Genomic DNA, 17,780 nt, shown 5'->3' with positions numbered 1-17,780 from the left:
TCTTGCTTGCGTTCCCAATCATGCCGTGCGGCGCAGTATCAGCAGATGGCGTTGGCCTTGGCAACCCGGAACGGTCAAGGCGTGTTCGCCATCGAGACGAAAATCAGACGGCAATGCTACCAGCTCATCGGCCGGATGAACGCCCTTCATTGCCAACCAGCGGGTTTCGCTGTTGCCAAGGTGGCGCGTCCAGTTGCTGAAGTTCTCCATGCTGCTGAAAGCCCTGGAAACAATTCCGTTGAAAGGCTGCTCAGGCTGGAATTCTTCGACGCGACTGTGGATAACTTGCAGGTTATCCAGCTTCAGCTCGAGTTTTACCTGGGTCAGGAAACGGGTTTTCTTGCCGTTGCTGTCCAGGCAGGTCACTTGCGACTCGGGAAACAGGATCGCCAGGGGAATACCCGGCATGCCGCCGCCACTGCCCACATCCAGCCAACGGCCATTTTCGATGAAGGGCATCACGCTCAGACTGTCGAGCAAATGACGCGACACCATCTCGTCCGGGTTACGCACAGCCGTGAGGTTGTAGGCCTTGTTCCATTTGATCAACAGGGCCAGATAACCCAGCAATTGCTGATGCTGATGCTCGGTCAGTGCGACGCCCAGCTGGCGTGCACCTGTGGATAACTCTTCGGCGTGTTGTGCGGTTACCAGCGAACTCAAGCGTTTTGCTCCAACGTGCGGCCAGCGCCGCGCTTTTTCAGGTGAATCATCAACAGGGAAATTGCCGCAGGGGTCACACCCGGGATACGCGAAGCCTGGCCCAGGGTCTCGGGACGTGTTGCGCCCAACTTGCTCTGAATCTCTTTCGACAGACCGGAGATGGTCGTGTAATCGATATCCACAGGCAGCTTGGTATTTTCACTGGCACGCAGACGGGCAATTTCGTCTTGTTGACGATCGATATAACCGGCGTACTTGGTTTTGATCTCAACCTGCTCGGCAACCAGCGGGTCTTCTGCCCCCTGCCCGGTCACTTCAACCAGGCCGGCGTAATCAATTTCGGGGCGGGTCAGCAGGTTGAGCAAATTGTATTCATGGGTCAGCGGTGTGCCGAACTTGGCAGCAATGGCATCACCCTGCTCGGTACCCGGACGAACCCAGGTACTTTTGAGGCGTTGTTCTTCCTGCGCGATGCTTTCGCGCTTGGTGCAGAAAGCCGCCCAACGAGCGTCGTCGACCAGGCCCAGTTCGCGGCCTTTTTCAGTCAAGCGCATGTCGGCGTTGTCTTCGCGCAGGATCAGGCGGTATTCGGCGCGGGAAGTGAACATCCGGTACGGTTCTTGAGTACCCAGGGTAATCAGGTCGTCGACCAATACGCCGATGTACGCCTCATCCCGGCGCGGGCACCAGCTTTCCTTGCCCTGTGCGAGCAATGCCGCGTTGGCGCCAGCCAGCAAACCCTGGGCGCCGGCTTCTTCGTAACCGGTGGTGCCGTTGATTTGCCCGGCAAAGAACAAGCCGCCAATCACCTTGGTTTCGAGGCTGTACTTCAGGTCGCGTGGATCGAAGTAATCGTACTCGATGGCATAGCCCGGGCGCACGATATGGGCGTTTTCCATACCGCGAATCGATTGCACGATCTGGATTTGCACGTCGAACGGCAAGGAGGTGGAAATCCCGTTCGGGTACAGCTCGTGTGTGGTCAAACCTTCCGGCTCGATAAAGACCTGATGGCTTTCCTTGTCGGCAAAGCGATGGATCTTGTCTTCGATCGACGGGCAGTAACGCGGGCCAATACCTTCGATCACGCCTGAATACATCGGCGAACGATCAAGGTTGGAGGCAATGATTTCGTGAGTGCGGGCGTTGGTATGGGTAATCCAGCAGCTGACCTGGGCCGGGTGCTGTTCCTTGTTGCCCATGAACGACATGACAGGAATCGGTGTATCACCCGGTTGCTCGGTCATTACCGAGAAATCCACAGAACGGCCATCGATACGCGGTGGCGTCCCGGTTTTCAGGCGACCGACTCGCAGGGGCAGTTCACGCAGACGGTGTGCCAGGGCAATCGAAGGTGGATCACCGGCCCGACCGCCCGAGTAATTCTGCATGCCGATGTGGATAAGTCCACCGAGGAAAGTGCCTGTGGTCAGAACCACGGCATCAGCCATAAAACGCAGGCCCATCTGGGTCACTACGCCACGGACTTGATCCTGTTCAACGATCAGGTCATCAGCGGCCTGTTGAAATATCCACAGGTTGGGCTGGTTTTCCAGGATTTCGCGTACGGCGGCCTTGTACAGGATGCGGTCGGCCTGTGCACGGGTCGCCCGTACTGCCGGGCCTTTGCGTCCGTTGAGTACGCGGAACTGAATACCGCCTTTATCGGTGGCTATCGCCATCGCGCCGCCAAGGGCATCGATTTCTTTAACCAGATGGCTTTTACCAATCCCGCCAATTGCAGGATTGCAGCTCATTTGCCCGAGGGTTTCCACGTTGTGGGTCAACAGCAGGGTTTTCACACCCATACGTGCTGAAGCAAGTGCAGCCTCGGTTCCGGCGTGACCGCCGCCGATGACGATCACTGCAAAACGGGAAGGGAAATTCACCACGCACCTCGTGCCTGTTACTAGGGGTTTTTTGGATAGACCGCGAAGTATAGGGACTTCGCCCTTCTTAAAGAACCCTTTGCACAAAATTTAACCAGCTGTGGATAAGGGCAAGATAGATAAATAAATAGAGAAGAAATTTATAAAGCTTTGTTTTTATGTTTATTTCTACTGGGGCACCTTTCTGTGGATAGATTGCTACAGGCTATATTTTACGTACTGTACAGAGGATCAAAAGTCTGTGGTTATGCACTGATGAGGGGTTGGGATAAGTGCTTTAAGCCTGTGGGTAAAACAGGTGCTTATCCACAGGGGTGGTTATCTTCAGTTTTCAGACCTACTTACCCACTGACCTGAGGGCCAGTTATACACAGGGCTTATTCCCGTGTTTGGGTGCTTTCGAGCCAATAAACAGGCAGCCGAAAAACGCTTGAAGGTGCAATCCGGCAAGCGGTCGGACGTTCGGTCAATGATTAATGTGATAAACGGTAGCCAACAGCCCCGTTAGACGGGGCAAAGCAGCCAGCCTGTGGGTGAGGCCATGAGCCTGTGGGTAATTCCGATTGCGGCCAGAAACACATCATCGTGTGAGGTAACGATCAGAGTGCCCGGGTAATGCTTGAGCATGCTTTCCAGGGCTTGAACGGAAGGCAGATCCAGGTGATTGGCCGGTTCATCGAGCAGTAACAGCTGTGGTGGGGATTGTGTATAAAACACGCAGGCCATCGCCGCTTTCAAGCGTTCACCGCCACTGAGCCGATGGGATTGCAGGTTAATACGATCGGCATTGAGGCCCAATTGCGCCAGCCGGGTACGTAATTCTCCTTCACTCAGTTGCCGGTTAAGTGACTGCAACTGCTCAAGAACTGACCGAGCCGGTTCCAAAACGCCCAGGTGCTGGTCGAGGTAAGTGCTGGTGACCAGGGTCCTGGCCTGACCGGAAACAACCGTTAGTTGCCCGGCCAATACCTTGAGCAAGGTCGACTTGCCGCAGCCGTTCGGGCCGGTCAAGGCAATGCGCTGGCCTCGCGTAACGGCAAGATTGATCCTGCGCAGTTGTTGCGCCCCATAAGGCAGGCGGGCCTCTATCAACTCGGCAATTTGAGCCGGCGAGCCAGAGCAAGGCTGCGGCGCAGAGATAAAGATGGCCTGCTGCTCTTCTACCTGATTCGCAGCCTGACGGACCTGCACAGATAATTGCTCGCGAGCCGCATCCTGCTGTACCCGCAACTTACCGCTGCTGGCCTGGCTGCGCTCCTTTTGCCGGCCCAGCAAAATCTTCGCCTGATTGGCGTCAGCGGCCTGTTTCCGGCCACGGGATTGTTTGCGCTCAAGACTTTCCCTTTGCTCACGCAGGGTCTGTTCCTGACGCTTGCGCTCCAGCCGGTATGCCGCCAGCTGTTGTTGTGCCGCTTGCAGTTGCCCGGTTTTGGCCTGTGCATAAAACGAGTAACCGCCGCCGTAACTGGTGAGGCCCTGTGGTGACAGCTCAACGATGCGCTCCATATTTTCCAGCAAGGCGCGATCATGGCTGATAACAAGTAATCCTTCTGGCCACTGCTGCAACTGTTCATGCAGGGCAAGTCGATGCTGGTGATCCAGATGATTGGTGGGCTCATCCAGGATCAACAGGTCGGCTTTCGACAAAAAGGCGCCCAGCAGAGCCACGCGCATGGCTTCACCACCGCTGAGTGCTGATGCAGGAGTCGAAAGGGTCAGGTGTGCAAGCTTGTTGCGGCTTAGCTGATCGAGCAGTTGCTGGCGGATATTCCAGCGTTCGCCCACACAGTCAAAGTCCGCTTGGGCGCTGCTGCCCCGCTCTATTCGCTCAAGGGCGCTAATGACTGGTTGCACGCCAGCAAGCTCGGCAAGGGTGTGATTGGGGTCATGGCTGACTTGCTGCGTCAGGTAATACACCGTGCCATTACGCATGCAGTGGCCGGTTGAGGGCAAGATATCCCCTGCCATGATGCGCGCCAATATGCTCTTGCCCACACCATTGCGCCCTACCAGGCCGGTGCGGCGCTGGTCGAGATGCAGATCAATATCTGAAAACAGGGAACTGCCATCGGGCAGATGATAAGAAACGCCTTGCAGCGTTACAGAGGTAACGTTAGCCATACGCACTCCAGAGATGCACAGATCTACCCCCTGTTGCAGGGGAATCAAGAACTGGCCGCAAGCATCGCGGCGGCATCAATGGCGCATCGGACTAATACCTCGTGTGAATGTGGATAACTGTAGCAGCTGCCGTAGGAACGATGCTGCGTTCGGCGACGTAGTCGTCGTAAATCCTGAGCTCCGGTTTTAACTGGCACACCACAGTGTCTGATTTTACGACGGCTGTGCCGCCGGACGCAGCCTCGTACCTACGGCAGCTTGTGTCTAAAGAAAGGAATAAAGTCTGGGGTGAGAGCGGTGAATGGCAGGTTGTTCGGCAGCAGTGTTAGTAAGCACGTGTAGCAGCAGAACCGCCATTCACCTCTCCGCTCTGGCTACAAGCCCGAACAGTTGAACGAGCGCACCTCGAACATCACAAGCATGGGCATCACCAGAGTGCTCTCATCCTTGAGTGTAAGAGGTGTTTGTTATGATTTCCTGGCTCGGTATCGATGTAGCTAAATCCACTCTGTCCGTTTGGCTCCACCCCCAAGACGTCAGCTTTAATGTCCCCAACAACTCAGCAGGTTACGCGCAGCTGGTCGAAAAGCTGAGCGAATACGACGTACAGAAGGCTCTGCTTGAGGCGACCGGTGGTTACGAGCGGGGCGTGATGATGGCGTTAAGTCTGGCTGGATTTATCGTCATCCGCGTAAATCCTCGCCGTGCACGGGCGTTTGCCGAGGCAATCGGCAAGCAAGCCAAAACAGACCCCATTGATGCCCACGTTCTCGCGCAGTTTGCGCAAACGCTAAAGGCAAGCAATCCGCAGATGGTCTCCACGCAGGCCCAGTGTTTGCGGGAGTTGGTTCAACAACGCGAGCGCTTCGTCCAGCAGCGTGACGATGATCGGCGCCGCATCCATCAAGCTCACCTGCCCAAGGTTATCGAGGCATTGAAAGGTCATATCGCCTTCCTGAAAGTACAAATCTTGGATCTGGAAAAGGCTATCGAAGAAGCGATGCAGGCGCTCGACGCGCTCAAGACGACGCAGCTGACATCTGTCAAAGGCATCGGCACGATCACCGCTGCCAGCCTGATGGCTTACCTGCCGGAGCTAGGTGAACTCGACCGTCACCAAATTGCGGCACTGGCCGGCCTGGCCCCGTATAACAATGACAGCGGGACGTTCCAAGGCAAGCGCAAGATCTGCGGTGGACGCAGTGCTGTGAGGCGCGCGCTCTACATGTCGTGCTGGACGGTCATCCGCTACGATGCCTCGTTCAAAGCGCGTTATGAAGGGCTATGCGGCAAAGGCAAGAGCGCAAAAGTAGCGCTGGTGGCATGCATGCGGGTGCTGTTGATCCGGCTTAACGCCATGCTGCGCGACGGCACAGCATGGCGAACGTAAATGACTGGGCAAGACAGTTGCTGCTACGAGGGTCATTTACCGATACAGAAGCTGGAGAAGATCCGCCCCAGCAGGTCATCCGAACTGAATGCCCCGGTAATTTCGCCAAGGGAATGCTGTGCCTGGCGCAAATCTTCGGCCAATAGCTCCCCGGCGCCCGCCAGGGTCAGTTGTGCCCTGCCATGCTCAAGTGCCTTGCTGGCGTGCTGCAATGCCTCCAGATGGCGGCGGCGTGCGCTGAAGCTGCTCTCCGAGGTCTGCTCATAGCCCATGCAGGCCTTGAGGTGTTCCCGCAGCAGGTCCAAGCCTTCTGTAGATCTGGCACTCAGGCTGATGGTGACATGGCCATCTTCACTGACTTCAAGGGCTACATTCTCACCGCTTAGATCCGCCTTGTTGCGGATCAAGGTCACCTTCGCCGGATCCGGGCGTTGTTCAAGAAACTCTGGCCACAGGGCAAACGGGTCATCAGCTTCCGGTGCCGTGGCATCAACCACCAGCAATACCCTATCAGCTTCACCAATGGCCTTGAGTGCGCGCTGCACGCCAATTTTCTCAACCTGGTCATCGGTGTCGCGCAGACCTGCGGTGTCGACAACGTGCAATGGCATGCCATCGATGTGGATGTGTTCGCGTAACACATCACGGGTAGTACCCGCGATTTCGGTCACGATCGCCGCTTCACGCCCGGCCAGGGCATTGAGCAGGCTCGATTTTCCAGCATTGGGCCGCCCGGCAATCACCACGGTCATGCCGTCGCGCAGCAAAGCACCCTGGCCGGCTTCGCGCTGTACGGTGGATAACTCTTCACGAACCTTGTCGAGCATACCGAGCACATGGCCATCGGCGAGGAAGTCGATTTCTTCTTCCGGGAAATCAATCGCTGCTTCGACATAGATACGCAAACCGATCAATTGCTCGGTCAAGTTATGCACACGTTGAGAGAAAGCACCCTGCAAGGAACGTAATGCGTTACGCGCAGCCTGTGCAGAACTTGCCTCGATCAGATCGGCAATCGCCTCGGCCTGGGCCAGGTCGAGCTTGTCATTCAAAAAGGCCCGCTCGCTGAACTCCCCCGGACGGGCCAAACGGCAGCCCAACTGGATGCAGCGCTGCAGCAGCATATCCAGAACAATCGGACCGCCGTGGCCCTGCAGTTCAAGGACGTCTTCGCCGGTAAAGGAGTTGGGCCCGGGGAAGTAGAGTGCTATGCCTTCATCCAGCACTTCGCGGTTGTCGCCGTAAAAAGGGCCGTAATGGGCATAGCGCGGTTTTAGTTCGCGTTCGCTGAACGCTTTGGCCGCAACACGGGCGAGTGGGCCGGAAATACGTACGATCCCCACACCACCTCGGCCTTGGGCGGTCGCTACTGCAGCAATAGTCTCTGCCGGAACACTCATAAAACAGGCCTCAAAACAAAAGTGACGGATAGCAAAACGCCCCACTAGGGGGCGTTTTGAGTGGTGCGTATCAGAGTAAGTTACTCAGCGACTTTTTTGGTAGCCGCTTCGACTTTACGCGTGATGTACCACTGTTGAGCGATGGACAGGCAGTTGTTCACAACCCAGTACAGCACCAGACCAGCCGGGAACCACAGGAAGAAGAAGGTGAAGATGATTGGCATCAGCTTCATCACCTTGGCCTGCATCGGATCCGGCGGAGTCGGGTTCAGACGCTGCTGGATGAACATGGTTGCGCCCATGATGATCGGCAGAATGAAGAACGGGTCTTTGATCGACAGGTCGGTAATCCAGAGCATGAACGGCGCCTGGCGCATTTCAACACTTTCCAGAAGTACCCAGTACAAGGACAGGAAGACCGGCATCTGCACCAGAATCGGCAAGCAGCCGCCCAGTGGATTGATCTTCTCTTTCTTGTACAGCTCCATCATCGCTTGCGACATTTTCTGGCGGTCATCACCGAACTGCTCTTTCAGAGCGGCCAGTTTTGGTGCCACAGCGCGCATGCGGGCCATCGACTTGTAGCTGGCGGCCGACAGAGGGAAGAAGATCCCTTTGATCAGCATGGTCAGGAAGATGATCGACCAGCCCCAGTTACCGACCAGGCTGTGGATATGTTGCAGCAGCCAGAAGATAGGCTGGGCAATGAACCACAGGATGCCGTAGTCAACTGTCAGTTCCAGGCCTGGGGACAACTCTTTGAGTACACCCTGGCTTTTCGGACCGGCGTACAACGTAGCGCTGGTTTCAGCGGTTTTGCCCGGTTCAACAGTCAATGTTGGGCCAGTGAAACCGATGATGTAGTTGCCTTGGTTGTCTTTGCGGGTCTGAACGACGTTGTTATCGCCTTTCTGAGGGATCCACGCGGTCACAAAGTAGTGCTGCAACCAGGCAACCCAGCCGCCTTGTACGGTTTCTTTCAGCTGAGCCTTGTCGATATCTTTCATCGACACTTTTTTGTACGGCTCTGCACTTGTCCACAGGGCAGCGCCCAGGTAAGTCGCAGTACCGGTGGCGGTGCTGGAAGAAGGATCGGAGCTGGCATCACGCTTCAATTGCGCGAACAGGTTGCCGTTCCACGGCTTGCCGCTCTCGTTATCAATCAGATAGCTGACTTGTACATCGTACAAACCACGCTTGAGCGTGAAACGTTTGATGTAGTTGATGCCGTTTTCGCTGAATTTCAGATCAACAACCAGTTGATCCTGACCTGGGGCCAGTTCGTAGGTCTTTTTCTCGGTGCTGAAAACAGGACGACCTGACGGACGGGCGTCCGGGCCATCAACGCCTGTCAGGCCACTTTGGGCCAGATAGGTGCGTTCGTTGCCGTTATCGAACAACTGGAAAGGAACATCCGGGTGATCCTGGCGACGTGGATAAAGCGGCAGACGCAGCTGGGCAATATCACCACCCTGTGGATCAATCGCGATATCCAGAACATCCGTTTTTACGTGGATGAGGTCTTTGCTTGCAGCCACCGGGGTTTCAGTCGGTGTGCTGGTATCGGTATTGGCGCTGGGTACATCGGCACTGTTTGCAACGTTGTTACCTGAAACCGTATCGGGCAAAGCCGGTGCGGTGGTGCTGGCGGCAACATTCTGAGTCGGCAGGGCAGCTTGGCCGTAGTCCTGGTTCCATTTCAGAACCATAACGTAGGACACGACTGCGAGAGCGACGATCAGGATCGTGCGTTTAATATCCATGATTACTCGGCCATCAAGAAGAACGGGAGGTAGGGATAGGTGGAACCGGGTCGTAACCACCGGGATTCCACGGGTGACAGCGACCTAAACGACGAAAGGTCAGCCAGCCGCCGCGCAGAAGGCCATGATTTTCGATGGCTTCCAACGCGTAGCAGGAACAACTGGGGTAGAAACGGCAGTGGCTGGCCATCAAAGGACTAATGGCATAACGATAAAACTGGATCGGAACGAGTGCCAGTTTACGCATCAGGACTGCCTACCCCTACAGTTTCGGTTTTAACCGCTGGAACTGGCGTGTTACGGGCCAGACGCTTCCAGAGTTTGCCGAAATGCTGAATCAATTCGGGGTTCTCTACGTCACCCAAACCTTTGCGCGCGACGATAACGATATCCCAACCAACCAGTAAATCCTGGTGGAGACGAAACGATTCACGCATCAAACGCTTAAGGCGATTGCGCTCAACGGAGAGCTTTACGCTCTTTTTCCCGATCACTAACCCCAGGCGGGGGTGATCAAGATCGTTGCTACGCGCAAGGAGCAGGAGATTTTTCCCCGGAACCTTGCCGGTGGGGGAGTCAAAGACTGCCTTGAAATGTCGGGGAGTGAGTAACCGCTTTTCCCGACTGAAGTCCTGACTCACCACCATTGTCTGATTATCAAACTGCCAGACGTGCACGGCCTTTGGCGCGGCGACGCGACAGGACTGCACGGCCGTTTTTAGTAGCCATGCGAGCACGGAAACCGTGAGTGCGGGCGCGTTTGATAGTGCTTGGTTGGAAAGTACGTTTCATGTCGTGCTACCTGGTTCGTCCACAACGGGCCGGAATGGCCCCCGTTTTAAGAGACCGGCGATTCTAGAGAATGCAAGCCGATAGGTCAATTTCCAACCAACGTTTACTGCTAAATAGATGTTTGCCGTTTTGCACCAGTCTTGTGCCTGCCAACTATAGAAATAAAAAAACGAAGTATTTAAAGCTCTTTTAAAGAACTTACTACTCTTATAGAGCCGTTCTGCTGTGGATAACTCTATGTAGCCCTTGTAGAGCAAGGTTTTCAGAGAACAGAAAGGTTGTCCACAAGCGGTGCTTTGCCTGTGCTGCACCCTCGGAAAAGCTGTGCATGAAAGGGCTACTTATCCACAGTCGTGTTATGCACAGAGTTTTACCCCCACTTGTGCAACGAGCTCAGGCCCGCTTATCCACAGACCTTATGCACATACCATTTGTCGCTTTGTTCACAGTAAAAAGCCTGTCAACGCCTTATATGCAGGTCAGCTACATGTGGATAAGTGGGGCGGCGGTCGCTACAATGGCGCCTGTTTTTGCCTCACCGGCTTTCAACTTAGGGGATATCCGTGTCAGTGGAACTTTGGCAGCAGTGCGTGGAGCTTTTGCGCGATGAGCTGCCTGCCCAGCAATTCAACACCTGGATCCGTCCACTACAGGTCGAAGCCGAAGGCGACGAGTTGCGTGTGTATGCACCCAACCGATTCGTTCTCGACTGGGTTAACGAAAAATACCTGAGCCGTTTGCTTGAACTGTTGAATGAGCACAGCAATGGCATGGCGCCAGCGTTGTCCTTGTTAATAGGCAGCAAACGCAGCTCGGCGCCTCGTGCTGCCCCCAATGCGCCCTTGGCTGCATCGGCTTCTCAACAAGCCCCGGCGCCGAGCGCGCCTACGCCTGCAGTCTCTGCACCCGCGCCCAAGCAGTCCGAGCCCGCCAGCGAAGAGCCTTCGCGTGCCAGCTTCGACCCGATGGCAGGCGCCAGCTCGCAGCAAGCACCCGTGCGCGCCGAACAGCGCACCGTTCAGGTTGAAGGTGCCCTGAAGCACACCAGCTACCTGAACCGCACCTTTACCTTTGAAAACTTCGTCGAGGGCAAGTCCAACCAACTGGCCCGCGCTGCGGCGTGGCAAGTGGCGGATAACCCCAAGCATGGTTACAACCCGCTCTTCCTTTATGGTGGCGTAGGTCTGGGTAAAACTCACTTGATGCACGCGGTGGGTAACCACCTGTTAAAGAAGAACCCGAATGCCAAGGTCGTGTACCTGCATTCCGAGCGTTTTGTAGCTGATATGGTTAAAGCCCTGCAGCTCAATGCCATCAACGAGTTCAAGCGCTTCTACCGATCGGTCGATGCCTTGCTTATCGATGACATTCAATTCTTTGCGCGCAAGGAACGGTCCCAGGAAGAGTTCTTCCACACCTTCAACGCCCTGCTTGAAGGCGGTCAGCAAGTGATTCTGACCAGTGACCGTTACCCGAAAGAAATCGAAGGCCTCGAAGAGCGTCTGAAGTCGCGCTTTGGCTGGGGACTGACGGTTGCCGTCGAGCCGCCGGAGCTAGAGACCCGCGTAGCGATCCTGATGAAGAAGGCCGATCAGGCCAAGGTTGATCTGCCCCATGATGCAGCCTTCTTTATTGCCCAGCGCATTCGCTCCAACGTGCGTGAGCTCGAAGGCGCGCTCAAGCGCGTTATCGCTCACTCGCACTTTATGGGCCGCGACATCACCATCGAGCTGATTCGCGAGTCCCTAAAAGACTTGCTGGCGCTGCAAGACAAACTCGTCTCTGTGGATAACATCCAGCGTACCGTGGCCGAGTACTACAAGATCAAGATCTCGGACTTGTTGTCCAAGCGCCGTTCGCGCTCGGTAGCGCGACCACGCCAGGTCGCCATGGCACTGTCCAAGGAACTGACCAACCACAGCCTGCCGGAAATCGGCGATGTGTTTGGCGGTCGCGATCACACCACGGTTTTGCACGCATGCCGCAAGATCAACGAACTCAAGGAATCCGACGCGGACATCCGCGAGGACTACAAGAACCTGCTGCGAACTCTGACAACCTGATGACACCAGCGCAGCTTATTAAGGCAAGGGACTAGACCATGCATTTCACCATTCAACGCGAAGCCCTGTTGAAACCCCTGCAACTGGTCGCCGGCGTAGTAGAACGCCGCCAGACCTTGCCGGTATTGTCCAACGTGCTGTTGGTTGTCGAAGGCCAGCAACTGTCGCTGACCGGTACTGACCTTGAAGTCGAGCTGGTCGGTCGGGTGCAACTTGAAGAGCCGGCCGAGCCAGGCGAAATCACCGTGCCTGCGCGCAAGCTGATGGATATCTGCAAAAGCCTGCCCAACGATGCACTGATCGACATCAAACTTGATGACAACAAACTGGTGGTCAAGGCAGGCCGTAGCCGCTTTACCCTGTCGACGTTGCCGGCCAACGATTTCCCGACGGTTGAAGAAGGTCCGGGTTCGCTGACCTGCAGCCTGCAGCAGAGCAAGTTGCGTCGTCTGATCGAGCGCACCAGCTTTGCCATGGCCCAGCAGGACGTTCGTTACTACCTCAACGGTATGCTGCTGGAAGTGTCGGCCGGGATCATCCGTGCCGTAGCTACCGACGGTCACCGTTTGGCCATGTGCTCGATGAAAGCCGATATCGGCCAACCAGACCGTCACCAGGTGATCGTACCGCGCAAGGGTATCCTCGAGCTGGCGCGCCTGCTGACCGAGCCAGACGGCGAAGTGAGCATCGTTCTGGGTGCACACCATATCCGTGCGACCACCGGCGAGTTCACCTTTACCTCCAAGCTGGTAGACGGCAAGTTCCCGGACTACGAGCGCGTTCTGCCTAAAGGCGGTGACAAGGTGGTGATCGGTGACCGTCAGGCACTGCGTGAAGCGTTCAGCCGTACTGCGATCCTGTCCAACGAAAAGTACCGCGGTATTCGCCTTCAACTGGCCAATGGCCAGCTGAAAATCCAGGCCAATAACCCGGAGCAGGAAGAAGCGGAAGAAGAAGTTGGCGTTGATTACAACGGCGGCTCCCTGGAGATCGGCTTCAACGTGAGCTACCTGCTGGACGTACTGGGCGTCATGACCACTGAGCAAGTGCGTCTGATCCTGTCGGACTCCAACAGCAGCGCCCTGGTCCAGGAGTCGGACAACGACGACTCGGCCTACGTTGTCATGCCGATGCGCCTGTAACTTATGCACAGCCCACGCTAGATGTCCCTCAGTCGTGTCACAGTCACCGCGGTGCGTAACCTGCACCCGGTGACCTTCTCCCCCTCCCCCCGCATCAATATTCTGTACGGCGCCAACGGCAGCGGCAAAACCAGCGTGCTGGAAGCTATCCACCTGCTAGGGTTGGCGCGGTCGTTTCGCAGTGTGCGGCTGAACCCCGTTATCCAGCATGAGCAGCAGAGCTGTACAGTTTTTGGTCAGGTAGAACTGGCAGAAGGCGGGCACAGTGCACTGGGTGTCTCGCGGGATCGTCAGGGGGAGTTCCAGATTCGTATCGACGGCCAGAATGCGCGCAGTGCTGCGCAATTGGCCGAGATACTTCCGCTGCAATTGATCAACCCGGACAGCTTCCGACTTCTTGAAGGGGCCCCAAAGATCCGCAGGCAATTTCTCGACTGGGGCGTGTTCCATGTTGAACCGCGGTTCATGTCGACCTGGCAGCGGCTACAGAAGGCCCTGCGGCAGCGGAACTCATGGCTGCGGCATGGTACACTCGACGCCGTTTCACAAGCGGCCTGGGACCGGGAACTGTGCCTGGCCAGTGCTGAAATTGATGAATACCGCCGCGCCTACATCAAAGCCTTGAAACCAGTCTTTGAGCAGACCCTGAGCGAGCTGCTGGATCTCCAGGGGTTAACGCTGAGCTATTACCGTGGTTGGGATAAAGACCGTGAGCTGAGTGCTGTACTCGCCGCGTCTGTCCACCGGGACCAGCAAATGGGGCATACCCAGGCGGGGCCACAACGTGCTGATTTGCGCCTTAAGCTGGGTGCAAATAACGCCGCAGATATTTTGTCGCGGGGGCAGCAGAAGTTGGTGGTCTGCGCGCTGCGCATCGCTCAGGGGCACTTGGTCAGCCAGGCCCGGCGAGGCCAATGTATTTATCTGGTGGATGACTTGCCGTCCGAACTGGACGAGCAGCATCGCAACGCACTGTGTCGCTTGTTGGAAGACTTACGCTGCCAGGTATTCATTACCTGTGTAGACCACGAATTATTGAGGGAAGGCTGGCAGACGGAAACGCCAGTTGCCCTGTTCCACGTGGAACAGGGCTGTATCACCCAGACCCACGACCATCGGGAGTGAAGGCATTGAGCGAAGAAAACACGTACGACTCAACGAGCATTAAAGTGCTGAAAGGCCTTGATGCCGTACGCAAACGTCCCGGTATGTACATTGGTGATACTGACGATGGCAGCGGTCTGCACCACATGGTGTTCGAAGTAGTCGACAACTCCATCGACGAAGCGCTGGCTGGCCATTGCGACGACATCACCATCACGATCCACCCGGACGAGTCCATCACCGTGCGCGATAACGGCCGCGGTATTCCGGTTGACGTGCATAAAGAAGAAGGCGTATCTGCAGCCGAGGTCATCATGACCGTGCTGCACGCCGGCGGTAAGTTCGATGACAACTCCTACAAAGTATCCGGCGGCTTGCACGGTGTAGGTGTTTCGGTGGTAAACGCCCTGTCCGAACTGCTGGTCCTGACTGTACGCCGCAGTGGCAAGATCTGGGAACAGACCTACGTCCACGGTGTTCCTCAGGCGCCTATGGCTATTGTGGGTGAAAGCGAAACCACGGGTACGCAGATCCACTTCAAGCCTTCGGCTGAAACCTTCAAGAATATCCACTTTAGCTGGGACATCCTGGCCAAGCGGATTCGTGAACTGTCCTTCCTGAACTCCGGTGTGGGTATCGTCCTCAAGGACGAGCGCAGCGGCAAGGAGGAGCTGTTCAAGTACGAAGGTGGCCTGCGTGCATTCGTTGATTACCTGAACACCAACAAGAACCCTGTGAACCAGGTGTTCCACTTCAATGTTCAGCGTGAAGACGGCATCGGCGTAGAAATCGCCCTGCAGTGGAACGACAGCTTCAACGAGAACCTGTTGTGCTTCACCAACAACATTCCACAGCGCGATGGTGGCACGCACTTGGTGGGCTTCCGCTCTGCCCTGACGCGTAACCTCAACACGTACATCGAAGCTGAAGGCCTGGCCAAGAAGCACAAGGTCGCCACCACCGGTGATGACGCCCGTGAAGGCTTGACCGCGATCATCTCGGTGAAAGTGCCGGATCCAAAGTTCAGCTCGCAGACTAAAGACAAGCTGGTGTCTTCCGAAGTGAAGACCGCTGTTGAACAGGAAATGGGCAAGTTCTTCTCCGACTTCCTGCTGGAACACCCGAACGAAGCCAAGTTGATTGTCGGCAAGATGATCGACGCAGCCCGTGCTCGTGAAGCTGCACGTAAAGCCCGTGAGATGACCCGTCGTAAAGGCGCGTTGGACATCGCGGGCCTGCCGGGCAAGCTGGCTGACTGCCAGGAAAAAGACCCTGCTCTGTCCGAACTGTACCTGGTGGAAGGTGACTCTGCTGGCGGCTCCGCCAAGCAGGGTCGCAACCGTCGTACCCAAGCCATCCTGCCGTTGAAAGGTAAAATCCTCAACGTCGAGAAAGCCCGTTTTGACAAGATGATCTCTTCGCAAGAAGTCGGCACCTTGATCACTGCGCTGGGCTGTGGCATCGGCCGCGAAGAGTACAACATCGACAAACTGCGCTATCACAACATCATCATCATGACCGATGCTGACGTTGACGGTTCGCACATCCGTACCCTGCTGCTGACCTTCTTCTTCCGTCAGTTGCCGGAGCTGATCGAGCGTGGCTACATCTACATCGCCCAGCCACCGTTGTACAAAGTGAAAAAGGGCAAGCAAGAGCAGTACATTAAAGACGACGAGGCCATGGAAGAGTACATGACCCAGTCGGCTCTTGAAGATGCCAGCCTGCACTTGAACGAAGATGCCCCTGGCATCTCCGGTGAGGCACTGGAGCGTCTGGTGTACGACTTCCGCATGGTGATGAAGACCCTCAAGCGTTTGTCGCGCCTGTACCCTCAGGAGCTGACCGAGCACTTCATCTACCTGCCGGCTGTAAGCCTTGAGCAGTTGGGTGACCACGCTGCCATGCAGGACTGGATGGCCAAGTTTGAAGAGCGTCTGCGTCTGGTCGAGAAATCGGGCCTGGTCTACAAAGCCAGCCTGCGTGAAGACCGTGAGCGTAATGTCTGGTTGCCAGAGGTCGAACTGATCTCCCACGGCCACTCGACGTTCATCACCTTCAACCGCGACTTCTTCGGCAGCAACGATTACAAAACCGTTGTGACCCTGGGCGCTCAACTGAGCACCCTGCTGGATGAAGGCGCCTATATCCAGCGTGGCGAACGTCGCAAGCAAGTGACCGAGTTCAAGGAAGCACTGGACTGGTTGATGGCTGAAAGTACCAAACGTCACACCATCCAGCGCTACAAAGGTCTGGGTGAAATGAACCCGGATCAGCTCTGGGAAACCACGATGGACCCAAGCGTACGTCGCATGCTGAAAGTCACCATCGAAGACGCGATCGGCGCCGATCAGATCTTCAACACCTTGATGGGCGATGCTGTAGAACCACGTCGTGAATTCATCGAGAGCAACGCACTGGCAGTGTCCAACCTGGATTTCTGATCCTGTTTTGACCCGCAGTACCCAAAAAGGCCAACGCTCAGCGTTGGCCTTTTTTAATGGCTAAAAAATGACTATGGCGCCAGCAGCACCGCCCTCTCCTCGCGGCACAACTCCAGTAAAAAATCCCACACCACCCTCAACCTTACGGATTTGTGCAGTTCCCGGCGGGTGCTGATCCAGTAACTGCGTTGCACAGACTCGCCCGGCAATACACGCACCAGGTCGGGGTCGTCAGCGGCCATGTAGTTGGGCAATACGGCGATACCCAGGCCGGCGCGAGCGGCTTGTTGCTGGGCAATGACGCTGGTGCTGCGAAAGGTCACGGTCGGGGTGCGGCAGAAGGTATTGAGGAACAGCAGCTCCTGACTGAACAACAGGTCGTCGACGTAGCCGATCCAGTAGTGGTTGGCCAGATCGTCGCGGCTGTTCAGAGGCGGCGCCTTGTCCAGATAAAGGCGGCTGGCATAGAGCGCGAGCCGGTAGTCAGTGAGTTTGCGAGTTATCAACAGGTCGGCGTTGGGACGGTCCAGATGAATACTGATTTCTGCTTCGCGGTTGAGGATGCTGACGAAGCGCGGTACTGCGACCAGTTCCACCTCCAGACCTGGATAACGCTCAAACAAACCCCGCAGTCGCGAGGTGATAAACATGATGCCAATGCCCTCGGTGACACCCAGACGGATTTTGCCCAAGGGGGTGAGGGACTGGTTGATTTCTTCCTGGGCCAGCAGTGCGACGTTTTCCATCGCTTCGGCATGTTTGAGCAAGGCTTGCCCGGCCGGGGTCAGTTCGTACCCCTGGGCATATTGCACAAATAAAGCCGCGCCCAAGTGTTGCTCGATGCTCTCAATATGCCGGGCAACGGTGCTATGGGTGGTGTTCAGGCGCTTGGCGGCGGTGAGTAAACGTCCGCTGCGCTGCAACTCCAGGAAGTACCGCATGTCATTCCAGTCGAACATGATCAACCCCCAGAGCGCTACATCAGATGTGGCTTACGGATGACTGTGCA

14 protein-coding genes are annotated in these 17,780 nt (G+C 56.2%); 5 read left to right on the top strand and 9 right to left on the bottom strand.

From position 1 onward, the window contains the following. Positions 1–18: 18 nt before the first annotated feature. The 3 genes from rsmG to GHO03_RS02320 form a co-directional block, all read right to left on the bottom strand. Positions 19–663 (bottom strand): 16S rRNA (guanine(527)-N(7))-methyltransferase RsmG, encoded by a 645-nt coding sequence (gene rsmG, locus GHO03_RS02330; protein ID WP_094999576.1) that lies wholly within the window; start codon positions 661–663, stop codon positions 19–21. Further along, positions 660–2,552, bottom strand: coding sequence for a tRNA uridine-5-carboxymethylaminomethyl(34) synthesis enzyme MnmG (gene mnmG / locus GHO03_RS02325; RefSeq protein ID WP_016782869.1), 1,893 nt, complete (start codon positions 2,550–2,552; stop codon positions 660–662). Before mnmG ends, rsmG begins: the two co-directional genes overlap by 4 nt. 504 nt (positions 2,553–3,056) lie before the next feature. After that, complete coding sequence (locus GHO03_RS02320; protein WP_153399047.1) at positions 3,057–4,673, bottom strand: ABC-F family ATP-binding cassette domain-containing protein; 1,617 nt, start codon at positions 4,671–4,673, stop codon at positions 3,057–3,059. 469 nt (positions 4,674–5,142) lie between these two features. Here GHO03_RS02320 and GHO03_RS02315 point away from each other — a divergent pair, with 469 nt between their 5' ends. Continuing rightward, entirely contained in the window at positions 5,143–6,063 is a 921-nt protein-coding gene (locus tag GHO03_RS02315) for a transposase (RefSeq protein ID WP_133144963.1), read from the top strand. A gap of 32 nt (positions 6,064–6,095) precedes the next feature. On the opposite strand, the gene mnmE is transcribed toward GHO03_RS02315, so the two are convergent. From mnmE to rpmH, 5 genes are all read right to left on the bottom strand, one after another. Next, on the bottom strand, positions 6,096–7,463 hold the full coding sequence (gene mnmE / locus GHO03_RS02310) for a tRNA uridine-5-carboxymethylaminomethyl(34) synthesis GTPase MnmE (protein WP_094999578.1): 1,368 nt from the start codon (positions 7,461–7,463) through the stop codon (positions 6,096–6,098). An 80-nt stretch (positions 7,464–7,543) separates the two neighbouring features. Continuing rightward, positions 7,544–9,226: a membrane protein insertase YidC gene (yidC, locus tag GHO03_RS02305; RefSeq protein ID WP_094999579.1), complete on the bottom strand. Its 1,683-nt coding sequence runs from the start codon at positions 9,224–9,226 to the stop codon at positions 7,544–7,546. A 13-nt stretch (positions 9,227–9,239) separates the two neighbouring features. Beyond that, entirely contained in the window at positions 9,240–9,473 is a 234-nt protein-coding gene (gene yidD, locus GHO03_RS02300; protein WP_019828647.1) for a membrane protein insertion efficiency factor YidD, read from the bottom strand. Continuing rightward, positions 9,466–9,867 (bottom strand): ribonuclease P protein component, encoded by a 402-nt coding sequence (rnpA, locus tag GHO03_RS02295; protein ID WP_019828646.1) that lies wholly within the window; start codon positions 9,865–9,867, stop codon positions 9,466–9,468. The genes yidD and rnpA overlap by 8 nt, the downstream gene beginning before the upstream one ends. A 16-nt stretch (positions 9,868–9,883) precedes the next feature. Beyond that, the gene (gene rpmH / locus GHO03_RS02290; RefSeq protein ID WP_003213577.1) at positions 9,884–10,018 is read right to left on the bottom strand and encodes a 50S ribosomal protein L34; all 135 of its coding nucleotides are present in this window, start codon (positions 10,016–10,018) and stop codon (positions 9,884–9,886) included. Between the two features lie 563 nt (positions 10,019–10,581). Here rpmH and dnaA point away from each other — a divergent pair. Genes dnaA through gyrB form a run of 4 tightly spaced genes read left to right on the top strand, consistent with a single transcriptional unit; the run spans position 10,582 to position 16,771 of the window. After that, a complete protein-coding gene (gene dnaA, locus GHO03_RS02285) occupies positions 10,582–12,081 on the top strand; it encodes a chromosomal replication initiator protein DnaA (RefSeq protein WP_095031564.1) in 1,500 nt (499 codons plus the stop codon). A gap of 38 nt (positions 12,082–12,119) precedes the next feature. Then, positions 12,120–13,223 carry a DNA polymerase III subunit beta gene (gene dnaN / locus GHO03_RS02280; protein WP_016782864.1) on the top strand — a complete coding sequence of 368 codons (1,104 nt, stop codon included), beginning with the start codon at positions 12,120–12,122 and terminating at the stop codon, positions 13,221–13,223. A 21-nt stretch (positions 13,224–13,244) separates the two neighbouring features. After that, on the top strand, positions 13,245–14,348 hold the full coding sequence (gene recF, locus GHO03_RS02275) for a DNA replication/repair protein RecF (RefSeq protein ID WP_094999581.1): 1,104 nt from the start codon (positions 13,245–13,247) through the stop codon (positions 14,346–14,348). 5 nt (positions 14,349–14,353) lie between these two features. Next, positions 14,354–16,771, top strand: a complete 2,418-nt coding sequence (gyrB, locus tag GHO03_RS02270; protein WP_016782862.1) for a DNA topoisomerase (ATP-hydrolyzing) subunit B — start codon at positions 14,354–14,356, stop codon at positions 16,769–16,771. A 71-nt stretch (positions 16,772–16,842) separates the two neighbouring features. Here gyrB and GHO03_RS02265 read toward each other — a convergent pair whose 3' ends face one another. Next, a complete protein-coding gene (locus tag GHO03_RS02265; RefSeq protein ID WP_094999582.1) occupies positions 16,843–17,730 on the bottom strand; it encodes a LysR family transcriptional regulator in 888 nt (295 codons plus the stop codon). Positions 17,731–17,780: the final 50 nt, after the last annotated feature.

It is taken from the genome of Pseudomonas sp. FSL R10-1339, assembly GCF_009600545.1.
GTDB lineage: Bacteria > Pseudomonadota > Gammaproteobacteria > Pseudomonadales > Pseudomonadaceae > Aquipseudomonas > Aquipseudomonas bubulae.
The sequence above is the reverse complement of the archived record's forward strand: the minus strand, read 5'-3'. Positions and strand labels throughout refer to the sequence as shown.

Excerpts from the sequence above, each read along its gene's own strand:
- GHO03_RS02320 (WP_153399047.1), bottom strand. The coding sequence starts at position 4,673 with ATGGCTAACGTTACCTCTGTAACGCTGCAAGGCGTTTCTTATCATCTG.
- GHO03_RS02315 (WP_133144963.1), top strand. The coding sequence starts at position 5,143 with ATGATTTCCTGGCTCGGTATCGATGTAGCTAAATCCACTCTGTCCGTT.
- mnmE (WP_094999578.1), bottom strand. The coding sequence starts at position 7,463 with ATGAGTGTTCCGGCAGAGACTATTGCTGCAGTAGCGACCGCCCAAGGC.
- yidC (WP_094999579.1), bottom strand. The coding sequence starts at position 9,226 with ATGGATATTAAACGCACGATCCTGATCGTCGCTCTCGCAGTCGTGTCC.
- yidD (WP_019828647.1), bottom strand. The coding sequence starts at position 9,473 with ATGCGTAAACTGGCACTCGTTCCGATCCAGTTTTATCGTTATGCCATT.
- rpmH (WP_003213577.1), bottom strand. The coding sequence starts at position 10,018 with ATGAAACGTACTTTCCAACCAAGCACTATCAAACGCGCCCGCACTCAC.
- dnaN (WP_016782864.1), top strand. The coding sequence starts at position 12,120 with ATGCATTTCACCATTCAACGCGAAGCCCTGTTGAAACCCCTGCAACTG.
- recF (WP_094999581.1), top strand. The coding sequence starts at position 13,245 with ATGTCCCTCAGTCGTGTCACAGTCACCGCGGTGCGTAACCTGCACCCG.
- GHO03_RS02265 (WP_094999582.1), bottom strand. The coding sequence starts at position 17,730 with ATGTTCGACTGGAATGACATGCGGTACTTCCTGGAGTTGCAGCGCAGC.